The organism is Salmonella sp. FC25216 (assembly GCF_057751355.1).
This window is the reverse complement of sequence record NZ_JBDGON010000001.1, coordinates 64,550-88,501: the sequence shown is the minus strand read 5'-3', so window position 1 is coordinate 88,501 and position 23,952 is coordinate 64,550. Positions and strand designations below refer to the sequence as shown.

22 protein-coding genes are annotated in these 23,952 nt (G+C 52.7%); 10 read left to right on the top strand and 12 right to left on the bottom strand.

Going from position 1 to position 23,952, the window contains the following annotated elements; genetic code table 11:
• Positions 1-27: 27 nt before the first annotated feature.
• The 3 genes from AC3G3F_RS00395 to lacA are packed head-to-tail and all read left to right on the top strand — an operon-like array spanning position 28 to position 5,038.
• Entirely contained in the window at positions 28-3,105 is a 3,078-nt protein-coding gene (locus tag AC3G3F_RS00395; protein ID WP_488394276.1) for a beta-galactosidase, read from the top strand.
• A 53-nt stretch (positions 3,106-3,158) separates the two neighbouring features.
• Positions 3,159-4,415 carry an MFS transporter gene (locus tag AC3G3F_RS00390; protein ID WP_053508790.1) on the top strand — a complete coding sequence of 419 codons (1,257 nt, stop codon included), beginning with the start codon at positions 3,159-3,161 and terminating at the stop codon, positions 4,413-4,415.
• A 17-nt stretch (positions 4,416-4,432) separates the two neighbouring features.
• Positions 4,433-5,038, top strand: a complete 606-nt coding sequence (gene lacA, locus AC3G3F_RS00385; RefSeq protein ID WP_488394275.1) for a galactoside O-acetyltransferase — start codon at positions 4,433-4,435, stop codon at positions 5,036-5,038.
• A gap of 55 nt (positions 5,039-5,093) precedes the next feature.
• Here lacA and speD read toward each other — a convergent pair whose 3' ends face one another.
• From speD to AC3G3F_RS00370, 3 genes are all read right to left on the bottom strand, one after another.
• Positions 5,094-5,888, bottom strand: a complete 795-nt coding sequence (gene speD / locus AC3G3F_RS00380) for an adenosylmethionine decarboxylase (RefSeq protein WP_023245747.1) — start codon at positions 5,886-5,888, stop codon at positions 5,094-5,096.
• A gap of 20 nt (positions 5,889-5,908) precedes the next feature.
• Positions 5,909-6,769, bottom strand: a complete 861-nt coding sequence (gene speE / locus AC3G3F_RS00375; RefSeq protein WP_000829968.1) for a polyamine aminopropyltransferase — start codon at positions 6,767-6,769, stop codon at positions 5,909-5,911.
• Positions 6,770-7,000: 231 nt separating this feature from the next.
• Positions 7,001-7,348 (bottom strand): YacC family pilotin-like protein, encoded by a 348-nt coding sequence (locus AC3G3F_RS00370; RefSeq protein ID WP_000846613.1) that lies wholly within the window; start codon positions 7,346-7,348, stop codon positions 7,001-7,003.
• 201 nt (positions 7,349-7,549) lie between these two features.
• Here AC3G3F_RS00370 and cueO point away from each other — a divergent pair, with 201 nt between their 5' ends.
• Entirely contained in the window at positions 7,550-9,160 is a 1,611-nt protein-coding gene (cueO, locus tag AC3G3F_RS00365; RefSeq protein WP_488394274.1) for a multicopper oxidase CueO, read from the top strand.
• 172 nt (positions 9,161-9,332) lie between these two features.
• On the opposite strand, the gene AC3G3F_RS00360 is transcribed toward cueO, so the two are convergent.
• The gene (locus AC3G3F_RS00360) at positions 9,333-11,723 is read right to left on the bottom strand and encodes a glucose/quinate/shikimate family membrane-bound PQQ-dependent dehydrogenase (RefSeq protein WP_053529465.1); all 2,391 of its coding nucleotides are present in this window, start codon (positions 11,721-11,723) and stop codon (positions 9,333-9,335) included.
• 204 nt (positions 11,724-11,927) lie between these two features.
• Between AC3G3F_RS00360 and hpt the strand changes: the two genes are divergently transcribed.
• On the top strand, positions 11,928-12,464 hold the full coding sequence (gene hpt / locus AC3G3F_RS00355) for a hypoxanthine phosphoribosyltransferase (protein WP_000683341.1): 537 nt from the start codon (positions 11,928-11,930) through the stop codon (positions 12,462-12,464).
• A gap of 102 nt (positions 12,465-12,566) precedes the next feature.
• Here the strand turns inward: hpt and can are convergent, their stop codons facing one another.
• Positions 12,567-13,229 carry a carbonate dehydratase gene (can, locus tag AC3G3F_RS00350; RefSeq protein WP_023245752.1) on the bottom strand — a complete coding sequence of 221 codons (663 nt, stop codon included), beginning with the start codon at positions 13,227-13,229 and terminating at the stop codon, positions 12,567-12,569.
• Positions 13,230-13,337: 108 nt separating this feature from the next.
• Between can and AC3G3F_RS00345 the strand changes: the two genes are divergently transcribed.
• The 4 genes from AC3G3F_RS00345 (at position 13,338) to AC3G3F_RS00330 (ending at position 16,867) form a co-directional block, all read left to right on the top strand.
• Entirely contained in the window at positions 13,338-14,264 is a 927-nt protein-coding gene (locus AC3G3F_RS00345; RefSeq protein ID WP_023245753.1) for an ABC transporter ATP-binding protein, read from the top strand.
• Positions 14,261-15,031: an ABC transporter permease gene (locus AC3G3F_RS00340; protein ID WP_000983418.1), complete on the top strand. Its 771-nt coding sequence runs from the start codon at positions 14,261-14,263 to the stop codon at positions 15,029-15,031. Before AC3G3F_RS00345 ends, AC3G3F_RS00340 begins: the two co-directional genes overlap by 4 nt.
• 104 nt (positions 15,032-15,135) lie before the next feature.
• On the top strand, positions 15,136-15,576 hold the full coding sequence (locus tag AC3G3F_RS00335; protein ID WP_488394273.1) for a PTS sugar transporter subunit IIA: 441 nt from the start codon (positions 15,136-15,138) through the stop codon (positions 15,574-15,576).
• A 61-nt stretch (positions 15,577-15,637) separates the two neighbouring features.
• Positions 15,638-16,867: a polysaccharide deacetylase family protein gene (locus AC3G3F_RS00330; RefSeq protein WP_023245754.1), complete on the top strand. Its 1,230-nt coding sequence runs from the start codon at positions 15,638-15,640 to the stop codon at positions 16,865-16,867.
• 5 nt (positions 16,868-16,872) lie between these two features.
• Here the strand turns inward: AC3G3F_RS00330 and panD are convergent, their stop codons facing one another.
• Positions 16,873-17,253: an aspartate 1-decarboxylase gene (panD, locus tag AC3G3F_RS00325; RefSeq protein WP_023245755.1), complete on the bottom strand. Its 381-nt coding sequence runs from the start codon at positions 17,251-17,253 to the stop codon at positions 16,873-16,875.
• A 270-nt stretch (positions 17,254-17,523) separates the two neighbouring features.
• On the opposite strand from panD, the gene AC3G3F_RS00320 reads away from it, so the two are divergent.
• A complete protein-coding gene (locus tag AC3G3F_RS00320; protein WP_072162046.1) occupies positions 17,524-18,417 on the top strand; it encodes an Rpn family recombination-promoting nuclease/putative transposase in 894 nt (297 codons plus the stop codon).
• A 26-nt stretch (positions 18,418-18,443) separates the two neighbouring features.
• Here the strand turns inward: AC3G3F_RS00320 and panC are convergent, their stop codons facing one another.
• The 6 genes from panC to dksA all read right to left on the bottom strand — a co-directional run bounded on the left by panC (position 18,444) and on the right by dksA (position 23,784).
• Positions 18,444-19,295, bottom strand: a complete 852-nt coding sequence (gene panC / locus AC3G3F_RS00315; RefSeq protein ID WP_053508781.1) for a pantoate--beta-alanine ligase — start codon at positions 19,293-19,295, stop codon at positions 18,444-18,446.
• Positions 19,296-19,414: 119 nt separating this feature from the next.
• On the bottom strand, positions 19,415-20,206 hold the full coding sequence (panB, locus tag AC3G3F_RS00310; RefSeq protein WP_053529464.1) for a 3-methyl-2-oxobutanoate hydroxymethyltransferase: 792 nt from the start codon (positions 20,204-20,206) through the stop codon (positions 19,415-19,417).
• 122 nt (positions 20,207-20,328) lie between these two features.
• Complete coding sequence (folK, locus tag AC3G3F_RS00305; protein WP_053508777.1) at positions 20,329-20,808, bottom strand: 2-amino-4-hydroxy-6-hydroxymethyldihydropteridine diphosphokinase; 480 nt, start codon at positions 20,806-20,808, stop codon at positions 20,329-20,331.
• Complete coding sequence (gene pcnB, locus AC3G3F_RS00300; RefSeq protein WP_205128315.1) at positions 20,805-22,202, bottom strand: polynucleotide adenylyltransferase PcnB; 1,398 nt, start codon at positions 22,200-22,202, stop codon at positions 20,805-20,807. The genes folK and pcnB overlap by 4 nt, the downstream gene beginning before the upstream one ends.
• 161 nt (positions 22,203-22,363) lie before the next feature.
• Positions 22,364-23,260, bottom strand: coding sequence for a tRNA glutamyl-Q(34) synthetase GluQRS (gene gluQRS, locus AC3G3F_RS00295; protein ID WP_070803113.1), 897 nt, complete (start codon positions 23,258-23,260; stop codon positions 22,364-22,366).
• A 68-nt stretch (positions 23,261-23,328) separates the two neighbouring features.
• A complete protein-coding gene (dksA, locus tag AC3G3F_RS00290) occupies positions 23,329-23,784 on the bottom strand; it encodes an RNA polymerase-binding protein DksA (RefSeq protein ID WP_001155232.1) in 456 nt (151 codons plus the stop codon).
• Positions 23,785-23,952 lie beyond the last annotated feature (168 nt).

The window sequence follows — 23,952 nt, the reverse complement described above, 5'->3', positions numbered from 1 at the left end:
GTAACAATTTTGCGGAAGGATATGATAATGACACCAGAACGTGATTCACTGGCCGCCGTGTTAGCCCGCCGGGATTGGGAAAACCCTGCGGTAACACAGCTTAACAGGCTGGCCACGCATCCGCCGTTTTGTAGCTGGCGCAAGGCAGACGATGCGCAGCGTAACCAATATGCGGCGCAGATACGCAGTCTGAACGGCGTCTGGAAATTTGCCTGGTTCTCCTCGCCGCAAGCAGTGCCGGAGAACTGGCGTCTTGAAGATCTTACGGAGGCTGGCACCATTAACGTGCCGTCGAACTGGCAGATGTACGGTTATGACTCGCCGATCTATTCCAACATTACCTATCCCTTCCCGGTTAATCCTCCCTGTGTTCCGGCAGAAAACCCCACTGGATGTTATTCGCTCACATTTTGCATGGATGATGACTGGCTGACTGAAGGCCAAACGCGCATCATTTTTGACGGCGTAAACTCTGCGTTTCATCTGTGGTGTAACGGTCGCTGGGTCGGCTATGGTCAGGACAGCCGGCTGCCGTCTGAATTTGACCTGAGTGAATATTTACAGGTGGGTGAAAATCGCCTGGCGGTACTGGTGCTGCGCTGGAGCGACGGTAGCTATCTTGAAGACCAGGATATGTGGCGGATGAGCGGCATTTTCCGCGATGTTTCCCTGCTGCATAAGCCGACGACGCAGATTACGGATTTCCACCTCCATACTCATCTGAATGACGACTTTACCCAAGCGGTGCTTGAGGCGGAAGTTCGACTGGCTGGCGGCGTGAACGACGATTTGCAGCTCGTGCTTCATCTCTGGCAGGGAGAAACGCTGGCGGGAGAGGCCCACGCCACGCCGGGAAGTGAAATTATTGACGAGCGCGGCGGCTACGATGACCGCGCCACGCTACGCCTCAATATCAATCGTCCGGCGCTGTGGAGCGCGGAAACGCCTAATCTGTATCGGGCGGTGATCCAATTGCGTACCGCCGATGGCGAGCTGATTGAAGCGGAAGCGTGTGACGTTGGCTTCCGCCAGGTCCGCATCGATAAGGGGCTGTTACTGCTAAATGGTAAACCGCTACTGATCCGTGGGACCAATCGGCATGAGCATCACCCTGAGCGCGGCCAGGTGATGGATTACGATACTATGGTGCAGGATATTTTGCTGATGAAGCAGAATAACTTTAATGCCGTTCGCTGCTCGCATTACCCCAATCATCCGCAGTGGTACGCCCTATGTGACCGCTATGGTCTGTACGTGGTGGATGAAGCCAACATTGAAACCCACGGTATGACGCCGATGAATCGCCTGAGCGATGACCCGGACTGGCTACCCGCCATGAGTCAGCGTGTGACGCGCATGGTGCAGCGCGATCGCAACCATCCGAGCATTATCATCTGGTCGTTGGGCAATGAATCCGGGTATGGGGCTAACCATGACGCGCTTTATCGCTGGCTGAAAGCGGAAGATCCTTCTCGCCCGGTGCAGTATGAGGGCGGCGGCGCGGACACCGCCGCGACGGATATTATCTGCCCGATGTATGCGCGCGTTGATCAGGATCAGCCCTTCCCGGCTGTGCCAAAATGGTCAATCAAGAAGTGGCTCTCGCTGCCCGGCGAGCGGCGTCCGCTCATTCTCTGCGAATATGCGCATGCGATGGGCAACAGCTTTGGCGGCTTTGCCAAATACTGGCAGGCGTTTCGTCAGTATCCGCGCCTGCAGGGGGGCTTTGTCTGGGACTGGGTAGATCAGTCGTTGATTAAATATGACGCGGACGGCAAACCGTGGTCTGCCTACGGCGGGGATTTTGGCGATACGCCCAACGATCGTCAGTTCTGCATGAACGGGCTGGTCTTTGCCGATCGCACGCCGCATCCGGCGCTGTATGAAGCGAAACACGTGCAGCAATTTTTCCAGTTTCGTTTGCTGCCGGGCGAAGAACGCCGCATTGAAGTACAGAGCGAATATCTGTTCCGCCACAGTGATAACGAGATCCTGCGCTGGATGCTGGCGCAGGAGGGCAATCAGTTGGCCAGTGGTGAAGTTGTGCTGGATATCGCCCCGCAGGGGCGACAAATTATCCTGCTACCTGCATTCCCGCAGCCGGAAACCGCAGGGCAGCTTTGGCTGACGGTACGCGTTGAGCAACCGCTGGCGACAAGCTGGTCGGAGGCCGGGCATATCAGCGCCTGGCAACAATGGCCGTTGGAAGAAAAGCTCTGCGTATCGAAACCCACTCGCGCCAGCGTTGCGCCCGCCCTGACGGTGCGTGACGGCGAATTCTGCGTCACGCAAGGTAATTTGCGTTGGCAGTTCTGCCGTCAGCAGGGCTGGCTTACACAGTTCTGGCGGGATGATGAAGCGCAATTGCTGACCCCGCTTATCGATCAATTCACCCGTGCGCCGCTTGATAACGATATTGGCGTCAGTGAAGCGACACGCATTGACCCCAATGCCTGGGTGGAGCGTTGGAAGGCGGCAGGACATTACTGCGCGGAGCCAGCGCTGTTGCTGTGTGATGCAGACGAGCTGGCGGATGCGGTGCTGATAACCACCGCGCATGCCTGGCAATATCAGGGGGCAACGCTGTTTATCAGCCGCAAAACCTACCGGATTGATGATCATGGCGAAATGCAGATCGACATCGGGGTGGAGGTTGCCAGTGGAATGCCGTACCCGGCGCGGATTGGCTTGAGCTGTCAACTTGCGCAGGTGAATGAAAGGGTGGAGTGGCTGGGGCTGGGGCCGCATGAGAATTATCCGGATCGCCTGAGCAGCGCTTGTTTTGATCGCTGGAACCTCCCGCTGGACGCGATGTATACGCCGTATGTCTTTCCGACTGAAAATGGCCTGCGTTGCGGTACTCGCCAGTTGCGTTATGGCGCGCACCAGTGGAGCGGCGATTTTCAGTTCAATATTAGCCGTTACAGCCAGCGGCAACTGATGGAAACCAGCCACCGCCATTTATTGCAGGCAGAATCAGGCGTCTGGCTCAATATCGATGGTTATCATATGGGAGTGGGCGGGGATGATTCATGGAGCCCGTCGGTATCGCCGGAATTTCAACTGAGCGCCCGGCATTACCACTACCAGATCGCATGGAAATAAAATACCTCATTGGGCAGATTGATCCTGCCCATTTTTAATGCAAGGAAATCCATATGTATTACCTGAAGAATACAAATTTCTGGATGTTCGGCTTTTTCTTTTTTTTCTATTTTTTCATTATGGGCGCTTATTTTCCCTTTTTTCCGATCTGGTTACATGATATTAATCATATCAGTAAAGGGGATACCGGAATTATTTTTGCCTGTATCTCTCTCTTTTCGCTGCTTTTCCAGCCTGTTTTCGGGCTGATGTCCGATAAACTCGGTTTGCGTAAAAATTTACTGTGGATTATTACTGGCATGCTGGTGATGTTTGCCCCGTTCTTTATTTATGTTTTTGGGCCGCTGTTACATTTTAATATTCTACTGGGCTCCATTGTCGGTGGGATTTATCTCGGATTTATCTACAATGCTGGCGCCCCGGCGATTGAAGCCTATATCGAAAAAGCGAGTCGACGAAGTCATTTTGAATTTGGCCGTGCGCGTATGTTCGGCTGTGTGGGCTGGGCGCTTTGCGCCTCCATTGTTGGCGTGATGTTTACCATTAATAATGAGTTTGTTTTCTGGCTGGGGTCAGGGTGTGCGGTGATCCTCGCGCTGTTGCTCTTTTTCTCTCGTACCGATTCTGGCTCATCAGCCGTAGTCGCGGATGCGGTAGGGGCCAATTCATCGCCGTTTAGCCTGAAGCTGGCGCTGGAACTGTTTAAACAGCCTAAACTATGGTTCCTGTCGCTATATGTGGTGGGCGTCTCTTGTACCTATGATGTTTTTGACCAGCAATTTGCCAACTTCTTTACCTCGTTCTTTGCGTCAGGAGAACAGGGAACACGCGTATTCGGCTATGTCACGACAATGGGGGAGTTGCTTAATGCCTGTATTATGTTTTTTGCCCCGTTTATCGTAAATCGCATTGGCGGTAAAAATGCTCTATTGATGGCGGGAATAATTATGTCTGTTCGCATTATCGGTTCCTCTTTTGCGACTACGGCGGGGGAAGTGGTTATTCTTAAGACCTTGCATATGTTCGAGATCCCTTTCCTGATTGTGGGATGTTTCAAATATATCACCAGCCAGTTTGAGGTGCGTTTCTCCGCCACTATCTACCTGGTCTGCTTCTGTTTTTTTAAACAACTGGCAATGATTTTTATGTCCGTACTGGCCGGGAATATGTATGAAAAAATTGGTTTCCAGGGCGCTTATCTGGTGCTGGGGCTGATTGCGCTGGTCTTTACGCTTATTTCAGCCGCAACGTTAAGCGGAGCAGGGCCGCTGGCAGTGATGCGAGTCTCACAACAGAAGAGCGCAAGCTGATTCGCGCGGAGGTGGGAATGATGTTATCAATGAGAGAAAAAATAAAAAAGGGCATGTTGTTTACTGACTTAACAGAAGGACTTCCCGAAGAGCGACTACGTGGTAAAGAGCTTATGTATGATTATAATCATACGCGTCCTTCAGAAGAGAACAAACGTAGAGAATTAATTGCTAAGATGTTTGGTAAAATTGGGAAAAATGCGTGGATAGAGCCGCCGATCTCTTTTTCTTATGGCAAGAATATTTATATTGGTGACAACTTTTACGCCAATTTTAATTTAACTATTGTCGATGACTATACGGTTACGATAGGAAATAATGTGATGGTTGCGCCTAACGTCACGATTTCCGTCACCGGGCATCCAGTCCATTTTTCTCTGCGCATGCAGGGCGAAATGTTCTCTTTTCCCGTGACGATTGGCAATAATGTATGGATTGGCAGCCAGGTCGTGATTAATCCCGGCGTAACGATTGGTGATAATTCGGTAATTGGTGCCGGTAGCGTCGTAACAAAAGATATTCCGCCAGATGTGGTCGCCGCTGGGGTTCCCTGTCGTGTACTACGTAAAATTACGCAGCGGGATAAGGAATATTATTATCGTGATTTAAAAATCGGACCCTGACTCTATTTTTGGGCTTTTGCAGCAAAAACCGGAGCTTCCTTGCTCCGGTATCAATTTACACGGCTGGAATATTGCGGCCGTAGTAAATCTCGCGCATCTCTTTCCACAGCGCGGCGGTGATCTCCTGGCGTTCGGTTTCAGTAAGATCTTCCGGTTTGGTGTGAAACATGTAGTGCTTAAGATCGAACTCCTTAAGCAGCATCTTGGTATGGAAAATATTTTCCTGATACACGTTCACATCCACCATGTCATACAGCGATTTCATATCTTCCGACATAAAATTCTGAATGGAATTGATCTCATGATCGATAAAGTGCTTCATACCGTTGACGTCGCGCGTAAAGCCGCGCACGCGGTAATCGATGGTGACAATATCGGACTCTAGTTGGTGGATCAGATAATTGAGCGCTTTCAGCGGTGAAATCACGCCGCAGGTTGACACTTCTATGTCGGCGCGGAAGGTGCAAAGCCCGCCTTCCGGATGGCTTTCCGGATAGGTATGCACACAGATATGACTCTTATCGAGGTGCGCCACCACGGTTTCCGGTAGCGGGCCGGGATGTTCGGTTTGGTCGATAAGCTTCGGGTCGATCGGCTCTTCGCTCACCAGAATCGTGACGCTGGCGCCCTGGGGTTCATAATCCTGACGGGCGATGTTCAGGATGTTCGCGCCGATAATGGAGCAGGTCTCCGACAGGATCTCGGTCAGTCGGTTGGCGTTATAGAGTTCATCGATATAGGCGATATAGCCATCGCGCTCTTCTGCGGTTTTGGCGTAGCAGATATCGTAAATACAAAAACTCAGGCTTTTCGTCAGATTGTTAAAGCCATGCAGTTTCAGCTTTTTCAATTTTTATCACCTCCTTAGCGTCACTGTGCGGACAGTGCGTCATGTAGATATTGCGGTAGCGCAAATGCAGCGGCATGAATCGCCGGGTTGTAATAGCGACATTTGAGGCCGGCGGCATGAAAACGTGCCTGAATAATTTCGCTCGACAGGTGACGAAGGGCGTCGTTGTCTGTCGCCCAGGCGAAGGTCATGATGCCGCCGTAATAGGTCGGAATCGCCGCCTGGTAGAAGCCGACATCGCTGAAGTAATGACTCAGCTTGCGGTGGCTGTCGAGCGCTTCATCCTGTTGCAGGAAGCACACGCCGTTCTGGGCGACAAAAATTCCGCCTGGATTCAGGCAACGCTTACAGCCTTCATAAAAGGCAGAGGTAAACAGGCTTTCGCCGGGGCCGATCGGATCGGTACAGTCGGAAATGATCACATCAAAGGTCTGATGGGTCTGATTGACGAAATTCACGCCGTCGTCGATCACCAGCGTAAAGCGCGGATCGTCGTAGCTGCCGGCATTGTGGTTGGGTAAATACTGGCGGCAAAACGAGACTACGCCAGCGTCTATCTCCACCATGGTGATGGTTTCGACGTTTTTATGCCGGGTGACTTCACGTAGCATTGCGCCGTCGCCGCCGCCGATAATCAGGACATGTTTCGCATGACCGTGCGCCAGCAGCGGGACGTGCGTCATCATTTCATGATAAATAAACTCGTCGCGTTCGGTGGTCTGTACCACGCCGTCCAGTGCCATCACGCGGCCAAAAGCGGCGTTTTCAAAGATGATTAAATCCTGGTGATCGGTTTTTTCATGATACAGAACGTTGTCTACGGCAAAGTACTGACCAAACTGGTCGTGTAGCGTTTCATGCCACATCGTATTTTCGGCCATTGGCTGATACCTCCATTGTTAACACCCGTAAAAAAAGGGCGCAACATCATAGCTAACAATGACCGTGGATGCACGGTCATTATTTCAGCAATATATTCTCGCCATGCTTCAAATTTCAGGTGCGTTGGCTTGACTCGCTCACCCCAGTCACTTACCGATGTAAGCGCCTGGGGATTCACTGCGTCGCTGCCTTCCAGTAATCTGGATTATGTAGAGTATAAAGCGCGAGGATTATTTAACGTAGGCTAACAGGCTCAGGGAATCGCGGGCCAGAGCTTTGCATTTTTTAGCGACCGGAATACCGATGCCGCTAAGATCGCGGTAGCTGTCTTCGCCCAACGATTTCATATCGAAGGTGTCGTAGTTACTAAGGTCCCACTGATTTTGCTGGGCAAAAAAGACCAGCGCACGCCGAATCTGACTGTTAGGTAAGTTTTGGTAACCACAGTCATTTTTCAGAAAAACGAAAACCGCCGTTAAATCGGCCATATCTTCAGCTTCGGATTCAGTAAGCGCATAGCTATTTGCGCATAAAGCCATCAGGCTGCCAAACAACACGGGTCTGAAAAACGTCTTCATTGCTTCTACCACGGCATCAGGGAAAGTCAACGTTAGCATACTGCGGACGTAGCGACGACTTTTATTATTAGAATTGGCCGCGGTGTTTTCATTCTTGTTGTATTGCTGTCAGGAACGGTAAAGACGTGTTGCTGGCTTGACCTTCCCGTTAGGGCAGGGTCTAAGCTTAGACACCCGCCTGTTCATTATAAGGAAATGATTATGTTACGCCGTGATTTCTTAAAATATTCAGTGGCGCTGGGGGTTGCATCAGCGCTGCCGCTGTGGAGCCGCGCCGCTTTTGCCGCCGAACGTCCCGCGTTACCTATTCCTGACCTGTTAACGGCAGATGCGAGCAACCGTATGCAGCTAATTGTTAAAGCCGGCCAGTCAACATTCGCCGGTAAGAACGCGACGACCTGGGGCTACAACGGTAATTTGCTGGGGCCAGCGGTACAGCTTCACAAGGGAAAAAGCGTGACCGTTGATATCCATAACCAACTGGCCGAAGACACGACGCTTCACTGGCATGGTCTGGAAATTCCGGGCATCGTCGACGGCGGCCCGCAAGGGATTATTCCCGCAGGCGGAACCCGCACGGTAACGTTTACGCCACAACAACGCGCTGCGACCTGCTGGATTCATCCGCACAAACACGGCAAAACCGGGCGCCAGGTGGCGATGGGCCTTGCCGGACTGGTGCTGATTGAAGATGACGATATTCGCAAATTGCGCCTGCCGAAACAGTGGGGCATCGACGATGTGCCGGTGATCATTCAGGACAAACGCTTCTCCGCCGATGGCCAGATTGATTATCAACTGGATATGATGACCGCCGCCGTCGGCTGGTTTGGCGATACGCTGCTGACCAATGGCGCTATCTATCCGCAGCATTCCGCGCCGAAAGGCTGGTTACGCCTGCGCTTGCTGAATGGCTGTAATGCACGTTCGCTGAATATTGCCGCCAGCGATAATCGCCCGCTTTATGTGATCGCCAGCGACGGCGGTCTGCTGGCGGAACCAGTGAAAGTCACTGAGTTGCCGTTATTAATGGGCGAGCGTTTTGAAGTGCTGGTGGATATCAGCGACGGGAAAGCCTTTGATCTGGTGACGCTACCGGTCAGCCAGATGGGTATGGCGATCGCTCCGTTTGATAAACCGCATCCGGTGATGCGTATCCAGCCGCTGCGGATTACCGCCTCCGGCACATTGCCGGATACGTTGACGACGATGCCGGCGTTGCCGTCGCTGGAAGGGCTGACGGTGCGCAACCTGAAACTGTCGATGGACCCGCGTCTTGATATGATGGGGATGCAAATGCTGATGAAGAAATATGGCGCTCAAGCGATGAGCGGCATGGATCATGACAACATGAACGCGCATATGCAGGGCGGCAATATGGGGCATGGCGAGATGGATCATGGCAACATGGATCACAGCGGGATGAATCATGGCGCGATGGGCAATATGAATCACGGCGGCAAATTCGACTTCCATAACGCTAACTTTATCAACGGCCAGGTATTCGATATGAACAAACCGATGTTTGCGGCGCAGAAAGGCCACCATGAACGTTGGGTGATTTCCGGCGTGGGCGACATGATGCTGCATCCTTTCCATATTCACGGCACACAGTTCCGTATTTTGTCAGAGAATGGTAAAGCACCAGCGGCGCACAGAACGGGCTGGAAGGATACGGTACGCGTTGAGGGCGGTATCAGCGAAGTGCTGGTCAAGTTCGATCACGACGCGCCGAAGGAACATGCCTATATGGCGCACTGTCATCTGTTAGAACATGAAGATACGGGGATGATGTTAGGATTTACGGTATAACTGATGTATCCGATGTAGGCCGGGTAAGGCGAAGCCGCCACCCGGCATGTCCGATAGCGCAGACCTGATTTACCGGATGGCGCTTATCCGGCCTACAAATACACGTTAACGTAGGCCGGGCAAGCGAAGCTGCCACCTGACAAAACGCCCGGCACGCGCCGGGCATTAATGGTTATTTCGCGTCGTCAGGCAAAGCATATGCGACGATATAGTCGCCCATCTTTGTGCCAAACGAACCGTGGCCTCCGGCAGAAACTACCACGTACTGCTTACCGTTTACCTCGTAGGTCATCGGCGTTGCCTGGCCCCCGGCGGGTAAACGCCCCTGCCACAGCTTTTCCCCGTTGCTCATGTTATAAGCGCGCAGGTAGTTGTCGGCGGTCGCGGCGATAAACAGCACGTTACCGGCGGTTGAGATTGGCCCGCCCAGCATTGGCATCCCCATGTTGAACGGCACCGGAACCGGCATCGGGAACGGCATACTGTCGCGCGGCGTCCCTATACGTTTCTTCCACACGATTTCATTGGTTTTCAGATCCAACGCGGAAATATAGCCCCAGGCCGGTTGTTTACACGGCAGGCCAAACGGCGAAAGGAACGGATTCAGCGTGACGCCGAACGGTACGCCGTACTGTGGCTGAATACCTGCTTCTGTACCGGTACCTTTCGCGTCTTTCGGCGGTTCCATTGGATTGCCAGGGCCGCGTGGGATCAGCTTCGATACAAACGGCAGCGCCATCGGGTTAGCGATAGCGACCTGACGGTCTGGATCGACGGAAATACCGCCCCATTCAAACATCCCCAGGTTGCCAGGGAATACCAATGTCCCCTGCTCGGACGGCGGGGTGAAGATACCTTCATAGCGCAACTGGTGGAACATAACGCGGCACACCAGTTGGTCGAACATGGTCGCGCCCCACATATCCGCGCCGGAGAGATCTTTTTTCGGGCGGAAGGTTAAATCAGAGAACGGCTGAGTTTTGGCGACGTAATCGCCTTTTGCCGCGCCCTGCGGGACCGGTTTTTCCGGAGCGGGCACGACCAGCTTGCCATTACGTCTGTCGAGCACAAAGATATTACCGGTTTTCGCTGGCGCATAGATAACCGGAACGGTTGTACCATCAACGGTAATATCCGCCAGCGTCGGCTGTGCCGGCAGGTCCATATCCCACAGATCGTGATGGACGGTCTGATAACTCCAGGCCAGTTTCCCGGTGGTGGCATTCAGCGCCAGGATGGAGCTGGCATAACGTTCCTGCTCCGGCGTGCGGTTACCGCCCCAGATATCCGGCGTGGTCACGCCCATTGGCAGATAGACCAGATCCAGTTTCGCATCATAGGCGGCAGGCGCCCACGAGTTCGGCGAGTTAAAGGTAAAAGAGTGCTCGTCGGATGGAATCGCGTTCGGATCTTTCGCTCCCGGATCGAAGGCCCACATCAGTTTACCGGTATTCACATCAAAACCACGGATAACGCCGGAAGTTTCACGGGTAGAGAAGTTATCCGTGACCGAACCGGCAATGACAATCGTTTTATCGGTGATAATCGGCGGCGACGTCGGTTCATACAGTCCCGGCGTGGTGTCCGGCATATTGGTTTGCAGATTCAGGACGCCTTTGTTGGCGAAGGTTTCACACAGCTTGCCGGTTTCGGCATTCACCGCGAAAAGGCGACCGTCATTGACCGGGAGGATAATGCGGCGCGGACAGTCGGCGATGACCTCCGGCGAGGCGGTATCCGCTTTGGCCTCATGATAAGAGACGCCGCGGCAGGTGACATGCTGGAAGGACTCATTGGTCTTCAACTGGGGATCAAAGTGCCACTTCTCTTTACCGCTGGCGGCATCCAGCGCGAACAGTCGCTGGTGAGCTGTACACAGGTAGAGCGTATCGCCGACTTTAATCGGGGTCACTTCGTTGGTGATTTCGCCCGGATCGTTTGGTTGTTTCAGATCTCCGGTGCGGAAGACCCACGCTTCTTTCAGGTGGTGAACGTTATCCGCAGTGATCTGTTTCAGCGGCGAATAGCGTTGGCCTTCCTGATTACGTCCATAGGCCGGCCAGTCTTCGTCGGCGATCGGCGAGCTTGTTGCGGCGGGTGTGGCGTCGGCGCGAAGCGTACCGTTGATCTCCTGCGGGTCGTTGAAGCCAGCCCAGGTCAGAATGCCGCCGCTAATCAGCAGCGCCACGACCAGCGCCGCCACTGCGCCGCTGGAAGGAACCACCAACCGATGCCAGACAAACGGCAATATTAGCCAGATGCCGAAAAACACCAGGATATCGCTACGCGGCGTGAGCGCCCAGAAGTCGAACCCGACTTCCCACACGCCCCAAATCATTGTCGCCAGCAGCAGGGCGGCATACAGCCACAGCGCGACGCGTTTACTGCGCCATAGCAACCCGGCTACGACCAGCATCACGAGGCCCGCTATGGGGTAGTACCAGGAACCGCCAATAGTAACCAGCCAGACACCTCCGATAAGAAGATACAGCCCACAAAGCGCTGCAAAGAGGGCCGTCAGCGTCACGAGTAATCGTGGCGATCGTGCGTTATTTTCTGCCATAAAAAGACACCATCCCAATTGTTAATTTTTTAGTAGCAATTAAGTATAGGAATTAACATGTGTGATCGTCCTCACAAAATGAGCTTTCTTATCAAATGCCGCGAATGAATACGTTTGCTGGTATACTGCGTGCCTTGCGCGTCAATGCGGCGTTATTATCAACCGGCATTGAGTGATTTGTTTTTAAATCATATGGTTATAAATATGAAACATACTGTTGAAGTCATGATCCCCGAAGCGGAGATCAAAGCACGTATTGCCGAACTGGGTCGTCAGATTACCGAACGTTATAAAGACAGCGGCAGTGAAATGGTGCTGGTTGGTCTGTTGCGTGGCTCATTTATGTTTATGGCGGACCTGTGCCGTGAAGTTCAGGTTCCTCATGAAGTCGATTTTATGACCGCCTCCAGTTATGGTAGCGGCATGTCCACCACCCGCGACGTGAAAATCCTCAAAGATCTGGATGAGGATATTCGCGGTAAAGATGTGCTGATTGTCGAGGACATTATTGATTCCGGTAATACGCTGTCGAAAGTCCGTGAAATCCTGGGCCTGCGCGAGCCGAAATCGCTGGCGATTTGTACGCTGCTGGATAAACCGTCTCGCCGTGAAGTCGATGTCCCGGTGGAATTTATCGGCTTCTCTATCCCCGATGAGTTCGTCGTGGGGTACGGTATTGATTACGCCCAGCGTTATCGCCATCTACCGTATGTCGGTAAAGTGGTGCTGCTGGACGAGTAAGAGCAAAACTGCCGGATGGCGTCGCTAAGGCGACTTATCCGGCTTACGGTAGCTGTTGTAGGCCGGGCAAGCGAAGCGCCCCCGGCAACCCTGCCGGATGGCTTATTGGTGGTTAATGTATTTCAGACTTAGGGCCGAAATACCCTTATGATAGCCGTTCTCCAGCGTTTCTCTGTTGGTGGCGGTGACGTCAAGATCGCGCAGCAGGCCGTCATTGATACTGTACGCCCAGCCGTGAATGGTCACATTCTGCCCGCGTTTCCACGCTGACTGCATAATAGTGGAATGCCCCAGGTTATAGACCTGTTCCATGACGTTCAATTCGTAGAGCGCGTCCAGACGTCGCTCTTCGGGCATTTTTCCCAACAGCGAGCTATGTTTAAGCCAGATGTCGCGGATATGCAGCAGCCAGTTATTAATCAAGCCCAGCTCAGGATTTTCTACCGCAGCCTTGATACCGCCGCAACCTGAGTGGCCGCAAATGATAATATGCTCAACTTCCAGAACATCTACCGCATACTGAACCACGGAGAGACAGTTCAGATCGGTGTGAATAACCAGGTTAGCCACATTACGGTGAACAAACAATTCGCCCGGTTCAAGCCCGGTTAAACGTTCAGCAGGAACGCGGCTGTCGGAACATCCAATCCATAGAAAGCGCGGTTTTTGCGCTTGCGCCAGTTTCTCAAAAAATCCGGGGTCCTCTTCCACCAGCATTTTTGACCATAGTGCATTGTTGCTGATGAGTGTATCTATGTCTTTCATGGAAGTTAACGACCTGTAACCAAATAAGTGCGTTGGGCTAATATAGGGCAACTCCGTAATTATTTAAACCATATATAAAGTGTAAGAACGTAAAGTAAGTGAGAATTTATGACCATTGCGCTGGAACTTCAAAAACTTAAAAAAACCTATCCCGGCGGCGTTCAGGCGCTGCGCGGCATAGATTTGCAGGTCGAAGCGGGGGATTTTTACGCGCTTCTGGGACCAAATGGAGCAGGGAAATCGACCACCATCGGTATTATCAGCTCATTGGTTAATAAAACATCCGGGCGCGTTAACGTTTTTGGTTACGACCTGGAAAAAGACGTGGTTAACGCCAAGCGACAGCTTGGGCTGGTGCCACAGGAGTTTAACTTTAACCCGTTTGAAACGGTGCAACAGATCGTAGTGAATCAAGCCGGTTATTACGGCGTGGAACATAAAGAGGCGGTTTTACGTAGCGAAAAGTATTTAAAACAGCTCGATCTGTGGGAAAAACGTAATGAACGCGCGCGGATGCTTTCCGGTGGGATGAAACGCCGCCTGATGATTGCCCGCGCACTGATGCATGAGCCTAAGCTATTGATTCTCGACGAGCCGACGGCGGGCGTCGATATCGAATTGCGCCGCTCGATGTGGGGGTTTCTGAAAGATTTAAACGCCAAAGGCACCACGATTATTCTTACTACCCACTATCTGGAAGAGGCGGAAATGCTGTGCCGCAATATCGGTATTATTCAGCACGGCGAGCTGGTGGAAAATACCTCCATGAAAAATCTGCTTTCAAAGCTGAAATCGGAGACGTTTATTCTGGATTTAGCGCCAAAAAGCCCGCTACCTAAGCTTGCGGGTTATCAATATCGTCTGGTAGATACCTCGACTCTGGAGGTTGAAGTGTTACGCGAGCAGGGGGTTAACAGCGTCTTTAGCCAACTGAGCGAGCAGGGGGTTCAGGTATTAAGTATGCGTAATAAAGCCAACCGTCTGGAAGAACTGTTTGTGTCGCTGGTGCATGAAAAACAAGGAGATCGCGCATGATGCAGCTTTACTGGGTTGCCCTTAAAAGCATCTGGGCGAAAGAGATCCATCGCTTTATGCGGATCTGGGTGCAAACGCTGGTGCCGCCTGTCATCACCATGACACTCTATTTTATTATTTTCGGCAACCTGATCGGTTCGCGCATCGGCGAAATGCATGGTTTTAGCTATATGCAATTTATTGTGCCGGGCCTGATTATGATGGCGGTCATTACCAACTCCTACGCCAATGTAGCGTCATCATTTTTTAGCGCCAAGTTTCAGCGCAATATTGAGGAACTGCTGGTTGCGCCGGTACCAACGCACGTGATCATCGCCGGATTTGTCGGCGGCGGCGTGGCGCGTGGGCTGTGCGTGGGGATTCTGGTGACGGCGATTTCGCTCTTTTTCGTGCCTTTCCAGGTGCATTCCTGGGTATTTGTCGCGCTAACGCTGATTCTGACCGCGATTCTGTTCTCGCTGGCCGGACTGCTGAACGCCGTGTTTGCGAAAACCTTTGACGATATCAGCCTGATCCCGACCTTTGTGCTGACGCCGCTGACCTACCTCGGCGGGGTATTTTACTCGCTGACGCTGCTGCCACCGTTCTGGCAAGGGTTGTCGCACCTGAACCCGATCGTCTACATGATAAGCGGCTTCCGTTATGGTTTCCTCGGTATCCATGATGTGCCGCTGGTGACGACATTTGGCGTACTGGTGATCTTTATCGCCGCTTTCTACCTGCTGTGCTGGTCGCTGATCCAGCGCGGACGCGGTTTGCGTAGCTGATACGATTCTCCTCTTCTCCTGGCGTGAAGAGGAGACTTTTGACGGCTGTCATCATTCCTGATTGGTAACCCTGATAAACTACTTGTCTGCTAAGGAGGTAGGCTATGTTAGGTTGGGTGATTACCTGCCATGACGATCGCGCACAGGATATGCTTGATCGCCTGGAGAGAAAAAATGGTCCGCTGGCGCAATGCCGGGCGGTCAATTTTTGGCGCGGCCTGAGCTCAAACATGCTGAGCCGCATGATGTGTGATGCCCTCCATGCCACCGACTCTGGTGAAGGCGTGATATTTTTAACCGACATTTCCGGCGCGGCGCCTTATCGTGTAGCGTCGCTGATGAGCCATAAACATTCTCAATGTGAAGTTATTTCAGGTGTCAGCTATTCATTGATAGAGGAAATGCTTCCTTTGCGAGAGTCGATGAGCAGTTCAGCATTTCGCAACCAGATTGTCGCGCTTGGCGCGCCGGATGTAACCAGTCTCTGGCATCAGCAGCAGAAAAATCCGCCTTTTGTATTGCTGCATGATTTGTATGAGTTTTGATCAATACCATTGACGACGCTTTTGCTACAATAACGGCGTTTTTTCGCCTCGGTTATGATATATGGTTATGCGCGTTGTTCTTATCTTGCTGTTCTTTTTCTCCGGCAATGTGTTGGCTGCCTTGCCCGCTCGTTATATGCAAACGACGAAAGACGCCGCCATCTGGTCGCAGATTGGCGATAAAATGGTGACCGTGGGAAATATCCGTGCCGGACAAATTCTTTCCGTAACGCCCATAGCGGCTGACTATTATGCCTTTAAATTCGGTTTTGGCGTGGGGTTTATCGATAAAGGCCATCTGGAGTCCGTGCAGGGGAAACAAAAGGTGGAAGATGGCCTGGGCGATCTTAACAAGCCTCTCAGCAATCAGAATCTGGTGACCTGGAAAGACACGCCGGTGTATAACGCGCCGGACATCAGTAGCGCCCCGTTTGGCGTACTGGTGGATAATTTGCGTTACCCCATTATTAGCAAGCTGAAAGGCCGGCTACATCAAACCTGGTATCAGATCCGTATTGGCGACAGGCTGGCTTATGTCAGCGCCCTGGATGCCCAGGAAGACAACGGCATTCCTATTTTGACCTATCATCACATCTTACGCGATGAAGAGAATACCCGTTTTCGCCATACGTCCACCACGACTTCGGTTCGCGCATTCAGCAACCAAATGACCTGGCTTCGCGATCGCGGCTATGCCACGTTGACGATGTACCAACTGGAGGATTACATCCATAACCGCGCTAATTTCCCGGCGCGCGCGGTGGCTATCACCTTTGACGATGGCCTTAAATCGGTGAGTCGCTATGCGTATCCGGTGTTAAAGCAGTACGGTATGAAAGCGACAGCGTTTATTATCTCATCGCGTATTAAGCGCCATCCGCAAAAATGGAATCCTAAGTCGTTGCAATTTATGAGCGTGTCCGAATTGCGCGAGATAAGCGATGTTTTTGATTTTCAGTCGCATACCCACTTTTTACACCGGGTAGACGGGCATCGGCGTCCGATTTTATATAGCCGCAGCTACCATAATATTCTGTTTGATTTTGAACGCTCGCGGCGGGCGCTCGCACAGTTTACTCCGCACGTATTTTATCTTTCTTATCCTTTTGGCGGCTATAACGCGACCGCGATCAAAGCGGCAAAAGATGCCGGGTTTCATATGGCGGTAACGACGGTGAAAGGGAAGGTGAAGCCGGGGGATAATCCGTTCTTATTAAAACGTCTGTATATTTTAAGAACGGATTCGCTGGAAACGATGTCGCGGCTGATCAGCAACCAGCCGCAGGGATAGCGTAATCAGGCAACCTGAACCGGAATGGCTTTCGCTGTACGCTTCATTTCGTTATCGCCTTCGAAGTAGGCGACGTTTGGGCGCCAGGTGCGCGCTTCTTCATCGCTCATGGTGACAAAGCTGGCGATAATGACAATATCGCCAACAGCGGCGCAATGTGCCGCTGCGCCGTTGACGGAGATAATTTTAGAGCCTCGCTCCGCCGCAATCGCATAGGTTGAGAAGCGCTTACCATTAGATACATTCCAGATATCAATGGCTTCGTTTTCCAGAATTCCGGCCGCGTCGAGAAAATCCTGATCAATAGCGCAGGAGCCTTCGTAATGCAGGTCAGCCTGGGTTACTTTGACGCGATGGAGCTTACCTTGCAACATTGTGCGAATCATAACGTCTACCTTTAACTCATTATCAATGACGAAGCAGGCGGCGCCTGCTTTGAGAAAATTCTCAGGCAGTATTGCCCGATTTTTACAGGGTGTCTATACATCGCGTGTCGTTTCCTGGCGTTGTTTGCGCGCTATTTTCCAGAGTCGACAGTAATGTTTGTATCTTATTGATTTTCATCCCGAGCCGCCTCGTAAAAGAGAAAATGTCTCACTGACCCCGGCAATTTGCGAAGGGATACTGCACGCACTGGACGAGAAAATGCAGGTCAGATGATGGAACTCATAAGCAACACGCCGCACGATGCCTTTTTCAAACAGTTTTTAATGCACCCTGATACGACCCGTGATTTTCTGGATATCCACCTACCGGCGGAAATACGGGGGATCTGCGATCTGGATACGCTGCGTCTGGAATCGAGTCACTCTGTTGAGGAGAGCCTTAAAGAGCAGTATTCCGATGTGCTTTATTCGGTAAAAATGCAGGGGACATCCGGCTATATCCATGTCTTGATTGAACACCAAAGTACCGCAGACAAAAAGATGGCGTTTCGTATGATGCGTTACGCAATTGCGGCGATGCACCGTCTTTTAAAAGATGAAAACGGGCCGCTCCCGCTGGTGGTGCCCCTGTTGTTTTATCAGGGAAAAACGTCGCCTTACCCGCTGTCGATGAGCTGGCTGGATATGTTCGCCTTACCCGAGCTGGCGCGGCGTATCTATAGTGAGCCTTTTCCGCTGGTGGATATTACCGTTATCCCCGACGATGACATCATGCAGCATCGACGGATCGCGCTGCTGGAGCGGCTGGTAACGCTGATAAGCGCAGAGTACACTACGGAAAGTCAGCTGAACTCGCTGCTCAGCTATATGGTGCAGCGTGGGCATACTGATCAACCACAGGTATTTTACAGGGAACTGGCGAACCGATTGCCGCAGGAGGAATCTATGATGACGCTCGCTGAATGGTTTGAAGAACAAGGTATGCAAAAGGGGGTGCGGGAGGGCATGCTGGAAGGTAAACGAGAAGGACTTCAGGAAGGCAAAACTGAGGAGCGACGTAATATCGCCCGCCGTATGCTGGAGAGCGGAATGACGCGTGAGGCGGTGGCGCAGATAACCACTTTAACGGATGATGAGATCGAGCAGATAATCCGCTGGCGCTAACGGTGGTGCGCGCCAGCGGCGGCTATTCAGGATAGCTCAATAATTTTATTATCGATAAGCCGCGCTTGTCCCAGCCATGCGGACATCAGGATCACCGCGCGTTTGCTGGCGTCCGTCAGTTCAAGCAGCGTGTCGGCATCGCGGATCTGGATATCATCAGGGCGGAAGCCTTTTTCATTCAACTCCTGGCCTGCGATGGCAATCATCTCTTCAAGGTCGCGCTCTCCGGCCTGTAATTTTTCGCCTAAGTCGCTCATCACGTTATATAAACCCGGCGCTAACTTACGTTGTTCCGCCGTCAGATAGCCATTACGCGAGCTAAGCGCCAGTCCATCTTTAGCGCGGACGATAGGCACGCCGACGATCTCAATATCGTAGCCCATATCGGCGACCATTTTGCGGATAAGCCGAAGTTGTTGAAAATCCTTCTCGCCAAAGCAGGCGATGTCCGGCTGTACCAGGTTGAACAATTTGCTGACGATAGTGGCGACACCGCGAAAGTGTCCCGGACGGCTGGCACCTTCCAGCATGGTAGAAAGGCCGGGAACGTCAACATAAGTTTGCCCTTCCGTACCCTGCGGATAGATCTGGTCCGGGGCCGGGGCAAATATGATATCGACTTTGCGCTTATTCAGTTTTTCACAATCTTCTTGCAACGTGCGTGGATAGCGCGTCAGATCGTCCGGGCGATCAAACTGCATCGGGTTGACGAAGATACTGGCCACTACCACATCGGCGCGGTCTTTAGCTTCATCAATGAGTTTCATATGTCCATCATGCAAGTTACCCATCGTTGGCACCAGCGCAATACGTTTGCCTTCCAGACGCAAACGGCGGATATGCTGGCGCAGCAGCGGCAGAGTTTCGATAATCAACAAGTTATGACTCCTGTAGTTGACTGAGTTCCCGTACGTTGTAGGCCTGATAAGCGTCGTGCCATCAGGCATTTTCCCGGATGGCGACGCAATGCGTCTTATCCAGCCTACGAATGCCCTAATTAATGGAAACTGTGTTCTTCGCCCGGATAAACACCAGACTCGACTTCAGCCATATACTGCCGTACTGCGGCGCGGATGTCGCCCGCTGTGCTAAGGAAATTTTTCGCAAATTTAGGGATATGCCCGCCGGTAATACCGAAGGCATCATGCATGACCAGAATTTGCCCATCGGTAACGTTGCCCGCGCCAATACCGATAACCGGAATGGAGAGCGCCTGGGTGACGCGTTTCGCCAGCTCAACCGGTACGCACTCCAGCACTAATAGCTGTGCACCCGCCGCTTCCAGCTCCAGAGCATCGCTGAGTAGTTGATCACCCGCATCACCGCGGCCCTGAACTTTGTAACCGCCAAAAATATTGACCGACTGCGGCGTCAGCCCCAGATGACCACACACCGGTACGGCGCGTTCGGCCAGCATCCTGACGGTATCGGCCAGCCAGGCGCCGCCTTCAATTTTGACCATATTCGCGCCCGCGCGCATTAAGGTCGCCGCGTTTGCAAATGCCTGCTCCGGCGTGGCGTAAGCCATAAACGGTAGATCGGCCAGCAGCAGACAATTCGGCGCGCCCCGACGTACCGCGCGGGTGTGATAGGCGATATCTTCTACCGTAACCGGCAGGGTAGAGTCGTGTCCCTGTACCGTCATGCCGAGTGAGTCGCCAACCAGCATTACGTTGATGCCTTCATCGGCGAACAGCCTGGCAAAACTGTAGTCGTAGGCGGTAATGGTGGCGAAGCGTTTTTTTTCCTGCTTGTATTTGCGCAACAGGGCGATAGTGGTGGGTTTCATAACGTTTCCTGATGGTAAAGGTTATATTTCCCGGCATTCTAACAGTCATATTCAGAGGGGCAATTGATTTAAGCAATCGATTGGCGTGAAAGCAGTAAACGCTAAAGAAAGGGGGAAATCCTTTACCAACTGGCCGGTTTTTCTACTGCCAGAAGCGTAAGTTGCTGGCGCAGAGTGAGCCCGTCCGGAAAGATCAATTCAGGCGCAACTTCAAACAGCGGCCACAGCATAAAGCCGCGGTTTTTCATATCGTAGTGCGGCACTGTCAGACGTTCGGTATTAATGATTTTATCGCCAAACAGCATGATATCGATGTCCAGCGTGCGCGGTCCCCAGCGTTCCGCTTTGCGCTCGCGACCCTGTTGTCGTTCAATACGCTGGGTATAATTAAGCAATTCTTCGGGGGCGAGAGCGGTATCCAGAGCCACCGCGGCGTTCAGGTAGTCAGGCTGATCCTGTGGACCAAGCGGTGGCGTGCGGTAAAACGAAGAAACCGCGACGATACGGCTATCGGGAATATCGGCGATAGCCTTCAGGGCGGCATTGACCTGCTCCAGCGGAGAAGCCAGATTACTGCCAAGCGCGATATATGCGATCGTCATGCGGCACCCTCGCGACGCGGCGTTTTTCGACGCGGACGTGAACGGCGGCGGCGCGGAGCAGGATCGTCGTCCAGCTCGTTAAGCATCCCTTTTTGTTCCGGCGGCGCGGAAGCCTGAAACTCGCCCCACCACTGCGCCAGACGTTGCAGTTCAGTATTATTTTCCACCTGAGCGCGCAGCTCCAGCAAATCAAACGCGGCGCGGAATTTGGGATGTTCCATCAGCTTCCAGGCGCGTTTGCCCTGACGTCGCGACATCCGTAACTGAAGCTGCCAAATATCACGGGTAAGCGTGGTAAGGCGTTTCGGGATCGCCAGCGAGCGGCAAGCTTCATCCAGCACGTCATTCATGGCCAGCGCGAAAGCATCGTAATAGGCAAGGCCGCTCTCCTGAGCGATTTTTTGCGCCATCTCCAGCAGCGGATACCAGAACATGGCGGCAAACAAGAATGCCGGGTTAACGCGCATCTCGTTACGGATGCGGTTATCCGTATTCTTCAACACCTGCGCAATGATGCGTTCCATTGCGCTGTCGCCGTTTTCGGTGAAATAACGCGTAATGGTAGGAAACAAGGGCTGGAAGAGGTTGTATTCCCGCAGTTGTTGATAGGTTTCAAAACCGTTCCCCGCCTGCAACAGCTTCAGCGACTCTTCGAACAGGCGTGCGGGAGGAATGTCGTTTAGCAAGGTCGCCAGACGCGGGATTGGTTCCGCCGTTTCAGGGCTGATACGCATATTGAGCTTCGCGGCGAAACGCACGGCGCGCAGCATCCGAACCGGATCTTCGCGGTAGCGCGTTTCCGGATTGCCGATCAGACGAATCACGCCTTCTTTCAGATCCTGCATCCCGCCGACGTAATCGCGCACGGTAAAATCCGCCACGCTGTAGTAAAGGCTGTTGATGGTGAAATCGCGGCGCTGAGCATCTTCTTCGATAGAGCCAAAGATATTATCGCGCAGCAGCATACCGTTTTGCCCACGCTGGGAAGTAGTACGGTCGCTTTCACTGCCTTCATGATGACCACGAAACGTTGCCACTTCGATAATTTCCGGGCCAAACATCACGTGAGCCAGGCGGAAACGACGTCCCACCAGACGGCAATTGCGGAATAATTTCCGTACCTGGTCCGGCGTAGCGTTGGTGGTCACGTCGAAATCCTTCGGCTTTTTGCCGAGCAGGAGATCGCGGACGCCGCCGCCGACCAGGTAGGCTTCATAGCCCGCTTTGTTCAGCCTGTACAGTACCTTGAGGGCATTTTCACTGATATCTTTGCGGGAGATAGCGTGCTGTTCACGCGGGATAATCGTCATATGTGGACGGGCGACGGCTTGTTCTGCCTCGCTCTCCTCGCGGCTTAACACCTTACGGCAAAAATTAGCGACTCGGGTAAAAATAGCGCACCTCGGTAGTGTCATACATTAATAAGATCAACTTACTCTATGTCTTTCGCATTACGGCAGACGGGCGTAAGAGAACAACGCGACCCGGGCTGTAAGCTTCATTAACGCCGCAGCAATGCGAAAGACGATGAGTAAAAATAGCGGCTAATCATAGCTCAGCGAGACGCATTTGAGAATGCCGGATTTACATTAGCCGATGTGGGTACGGCTGTAAGCCTCCAGTGCGCCACTGCAAAGCGCAGCAACTCCTCAACAGACATCTCCTGCCACGCTACGACGGCGCGCTGGCCTAAAAAGCGTAATGCCTGGACCAGTACCGGGCGCGGATCGCCCGTTGGAAGCGCAGAGGCATGATTCTGCTTGGAAAGTTTAGCGCCTTGTTCGTTGAGCGCCAGCGGAAGGTGAACGTAACCTGGCGCACGCCAGCCAAACTGTTTATACAGTGAAAGTTGTCGGACAGTGGGTTCGATTAAATCCGCGCCGCGGACGATCTCCGTCACCCCCTGAAAATGATCGTCGACCACTACGGCCAGATTATAAGCAAACAGTCCGTCGCGGCGGTGGATAATAAAATCTTCGCTAGCCAGTTGTGGGTCAGCCTGGATGTCGCCGCGCAAGGCATCATGGAAACGCATCACCGGATGCTGCTGTTTAATTCTGACGGCGGCATTCTCCGGCCCGTGGCATAACGTCCGGCAATGGCCGTCGTAAATACCGCCCAGACGTTGAATGCGCGAGCGGGGGCAGGTGCAGTAGTAGCTCAGTCCCTGCTCGTGAAGCCAGGCCAGCGCCTCGCGATAGGCCTCATGACGCTGTGATTGCCATAAGACCTCGCCATCCCAGTGCAGGCCGTAATGTTCCAGTTGACGCAGAATGGTCGCTGCGGCACCGGGAACTTCACGTGGGGGATCGATATCCTCTATGCGAACGCGCCAGACTCCGCGTTGCGCGCGGGCTTGTAGATAGCTGCCGAGGGCGGCGATTAACGAGCCGAAATGCAGTTCGCCGGATGGCGACGGCGCGAAACGGCCAATATAGTGTGAGTCAGTCATGCTGCGGGCAATAACGAATAAGGCGGGAAAACTCCCGCCTGTCATAAATAGGGTAGAAACGAACGGGATTAACCCGCCATCTGTTTTTCGCGAATTTCAGCCAGCGTTTTGCAGTCGATGCACAGATCGGCTGTCGGACGCGCTTCCAGGCGGCGGATACCAATCTCCACCCCGCAGGATTCGCAATAACCGAAGTCTTCATCTTCCACTTTCTTCAGCGTCTTCTCGATCTTTTTGATCAGTTTGCGCTCACGGTCACGATTACGTAACTCCAGGCTAAACTCCTCTTCCTGCGCGGCGCGATCGACCGGATCGGGGAAGTTAGCGGCTTCGTCCTGCATGTGCGTCACAGTGCGATCGACTTCATCCCGGAGTTGATTACGCCATGCTTCAAGAATACGCTTGAAGTGCGATAGCTGGGCTTCGTTCATATACTCTTCGCCCGGTTTCTCCTGGTACGGCTCCACCCCAGCGATGGCGAGAATACTCAGGGACGATGTTTTACGGTTTTGCCCTTCTTGCATGTTGCTTCTCCTTAACACGCACTATCGATCCCCATGTTCGGGGGAAAATCAGGTCGCTATAAATAGCAGATGCTTTTCCGGATAGCAATTATCTAAACGTAACACTTGACAACCCTGTGAGGAAAAGCGTATTTACGCACGCGGCCAGAATACTTATTAATCAGGCGG

Coding starts and splice junctions, on each gene's coding strand:
- lacA (WP_488394275.1), top strand. CDS start 4,433: ATGATGTTATCAATGAGAGAAAAAATAAAAAAGGGCATGTTGTTTACT.
- panD (WP_023245755.1), bottom strand. CDS start 17,253: ATGATTCGCACAATGTTGCAAGGTAAGCTCCATCGCGTCAAAGTAACC.
- cueO (WP_488394274.1), top strand. CDS start 7,550: ATGTTACGCCGTGATTTCTTAAAATATTCAGTGGCGCTGGGGGTTGCA.
- gluQRS (WP_070803113.1), bottom strand. CDS start 23,260: ATGACTGACTCACACTATATTGGCCGTTTCGCGCCGTCGCCATCCGGC.
- AC3G3F_RS00340 (WP_000983418.1), top strand. CDS start 14,261: ATGATGCAGCTTTACTGGGTTGCCCTTAAAAGCATCTGGGCGAAAGAG.
- AC3G3F_RS00330 (WP_023245754.1), top strand. CDS start 15,638: ATGGTTATGCGCGTTGTTCTTATCTTGCTGTTCTTTTTCTCCGGCAAT.
- hpt (WP_000683341.1), top strand. CDS start 11,928: ATGAAACATACTGTTGAAGTCATGATCCCCGAAGCGGAGATCAAAGCA.
- AC3G3F_RS00320 (WP_072162046.1), top strand. CDS start 17,524: ATGATGGAACTCATAAGCAACACGCCGCACGATGCCTTTTTCAAACAG.
- AC3G3F_RS00370 (WP_000846613.1), bottom strand. CDS start 7,348: ATGAAGACGTTTTTCAGACCCGTGTTGTTTGGCAGCCTGATGGCTTTA.
- panB (WP_053529464.1), bottom strand. CDS start 20,206: ATGAAACCCACCACTATCGCCCTGTTGCGCAAATACAAGCAGGAAAAA.
- AC3G3F_RS00390 (WP_053508790.1), top strand. CDS start 3,159: ATGTATTACCTGAAGAATACAAATTTCTGGATGTTCGGCTTTTTCTTT.
- AC3G3F_RS00395 (WP_488394276.1), top strand. CDS start 28: ATGACACCAGAACGTGATTCACTGGCCGCCGTGTTAGCCCGCCGGGAT.
- AC3G3F_RS00345 (WP_023245753.1), top strand. CDS start 13,338: ATGACCATTGCGCTGGAACTTCAAAAACTTAAAAAAACCTATCCCGGC.
- dksA (WP_001155232.1), bottom strand. CDS start 23,784: ATGCAAGAAGGGCAAAACCGTAAAACATCGTCCCTGAGTATTCTCGCC.
- folK (WP_053508777.1), bottom strand. CDS start 20,808: ATGACGATCGCATATATCGCGCTTGGCAGTAATCTGGCTTCTCCGCTG.
- AC3G3F_RS00360 (WP_053529465.1), bottom strand. CDS start 11,723: ATGGCAGAAAATAACGCACGATCGCCACGATTACTCGTGACGCTGACG.
- can (WP_023245752.1), bottom strand. CDS start 13,229: ATGAAAGACATAGATACACTCATCAGCAACAATGCACTATGGTCAAAA.
- speE (WP_000829968.1), bottom strand. CDS start 6,769: ATGGCCGAAAATACGATGTGGCATGAAACGCTACACGACCAGTTTGGT.
- AC3G3F_RS00335 (WP_488394273.1), top strand. CDS start 15,136: ATGTTAGGTTGGGTGATTACCTGCCATGACGATCGCGCACAGGATATG.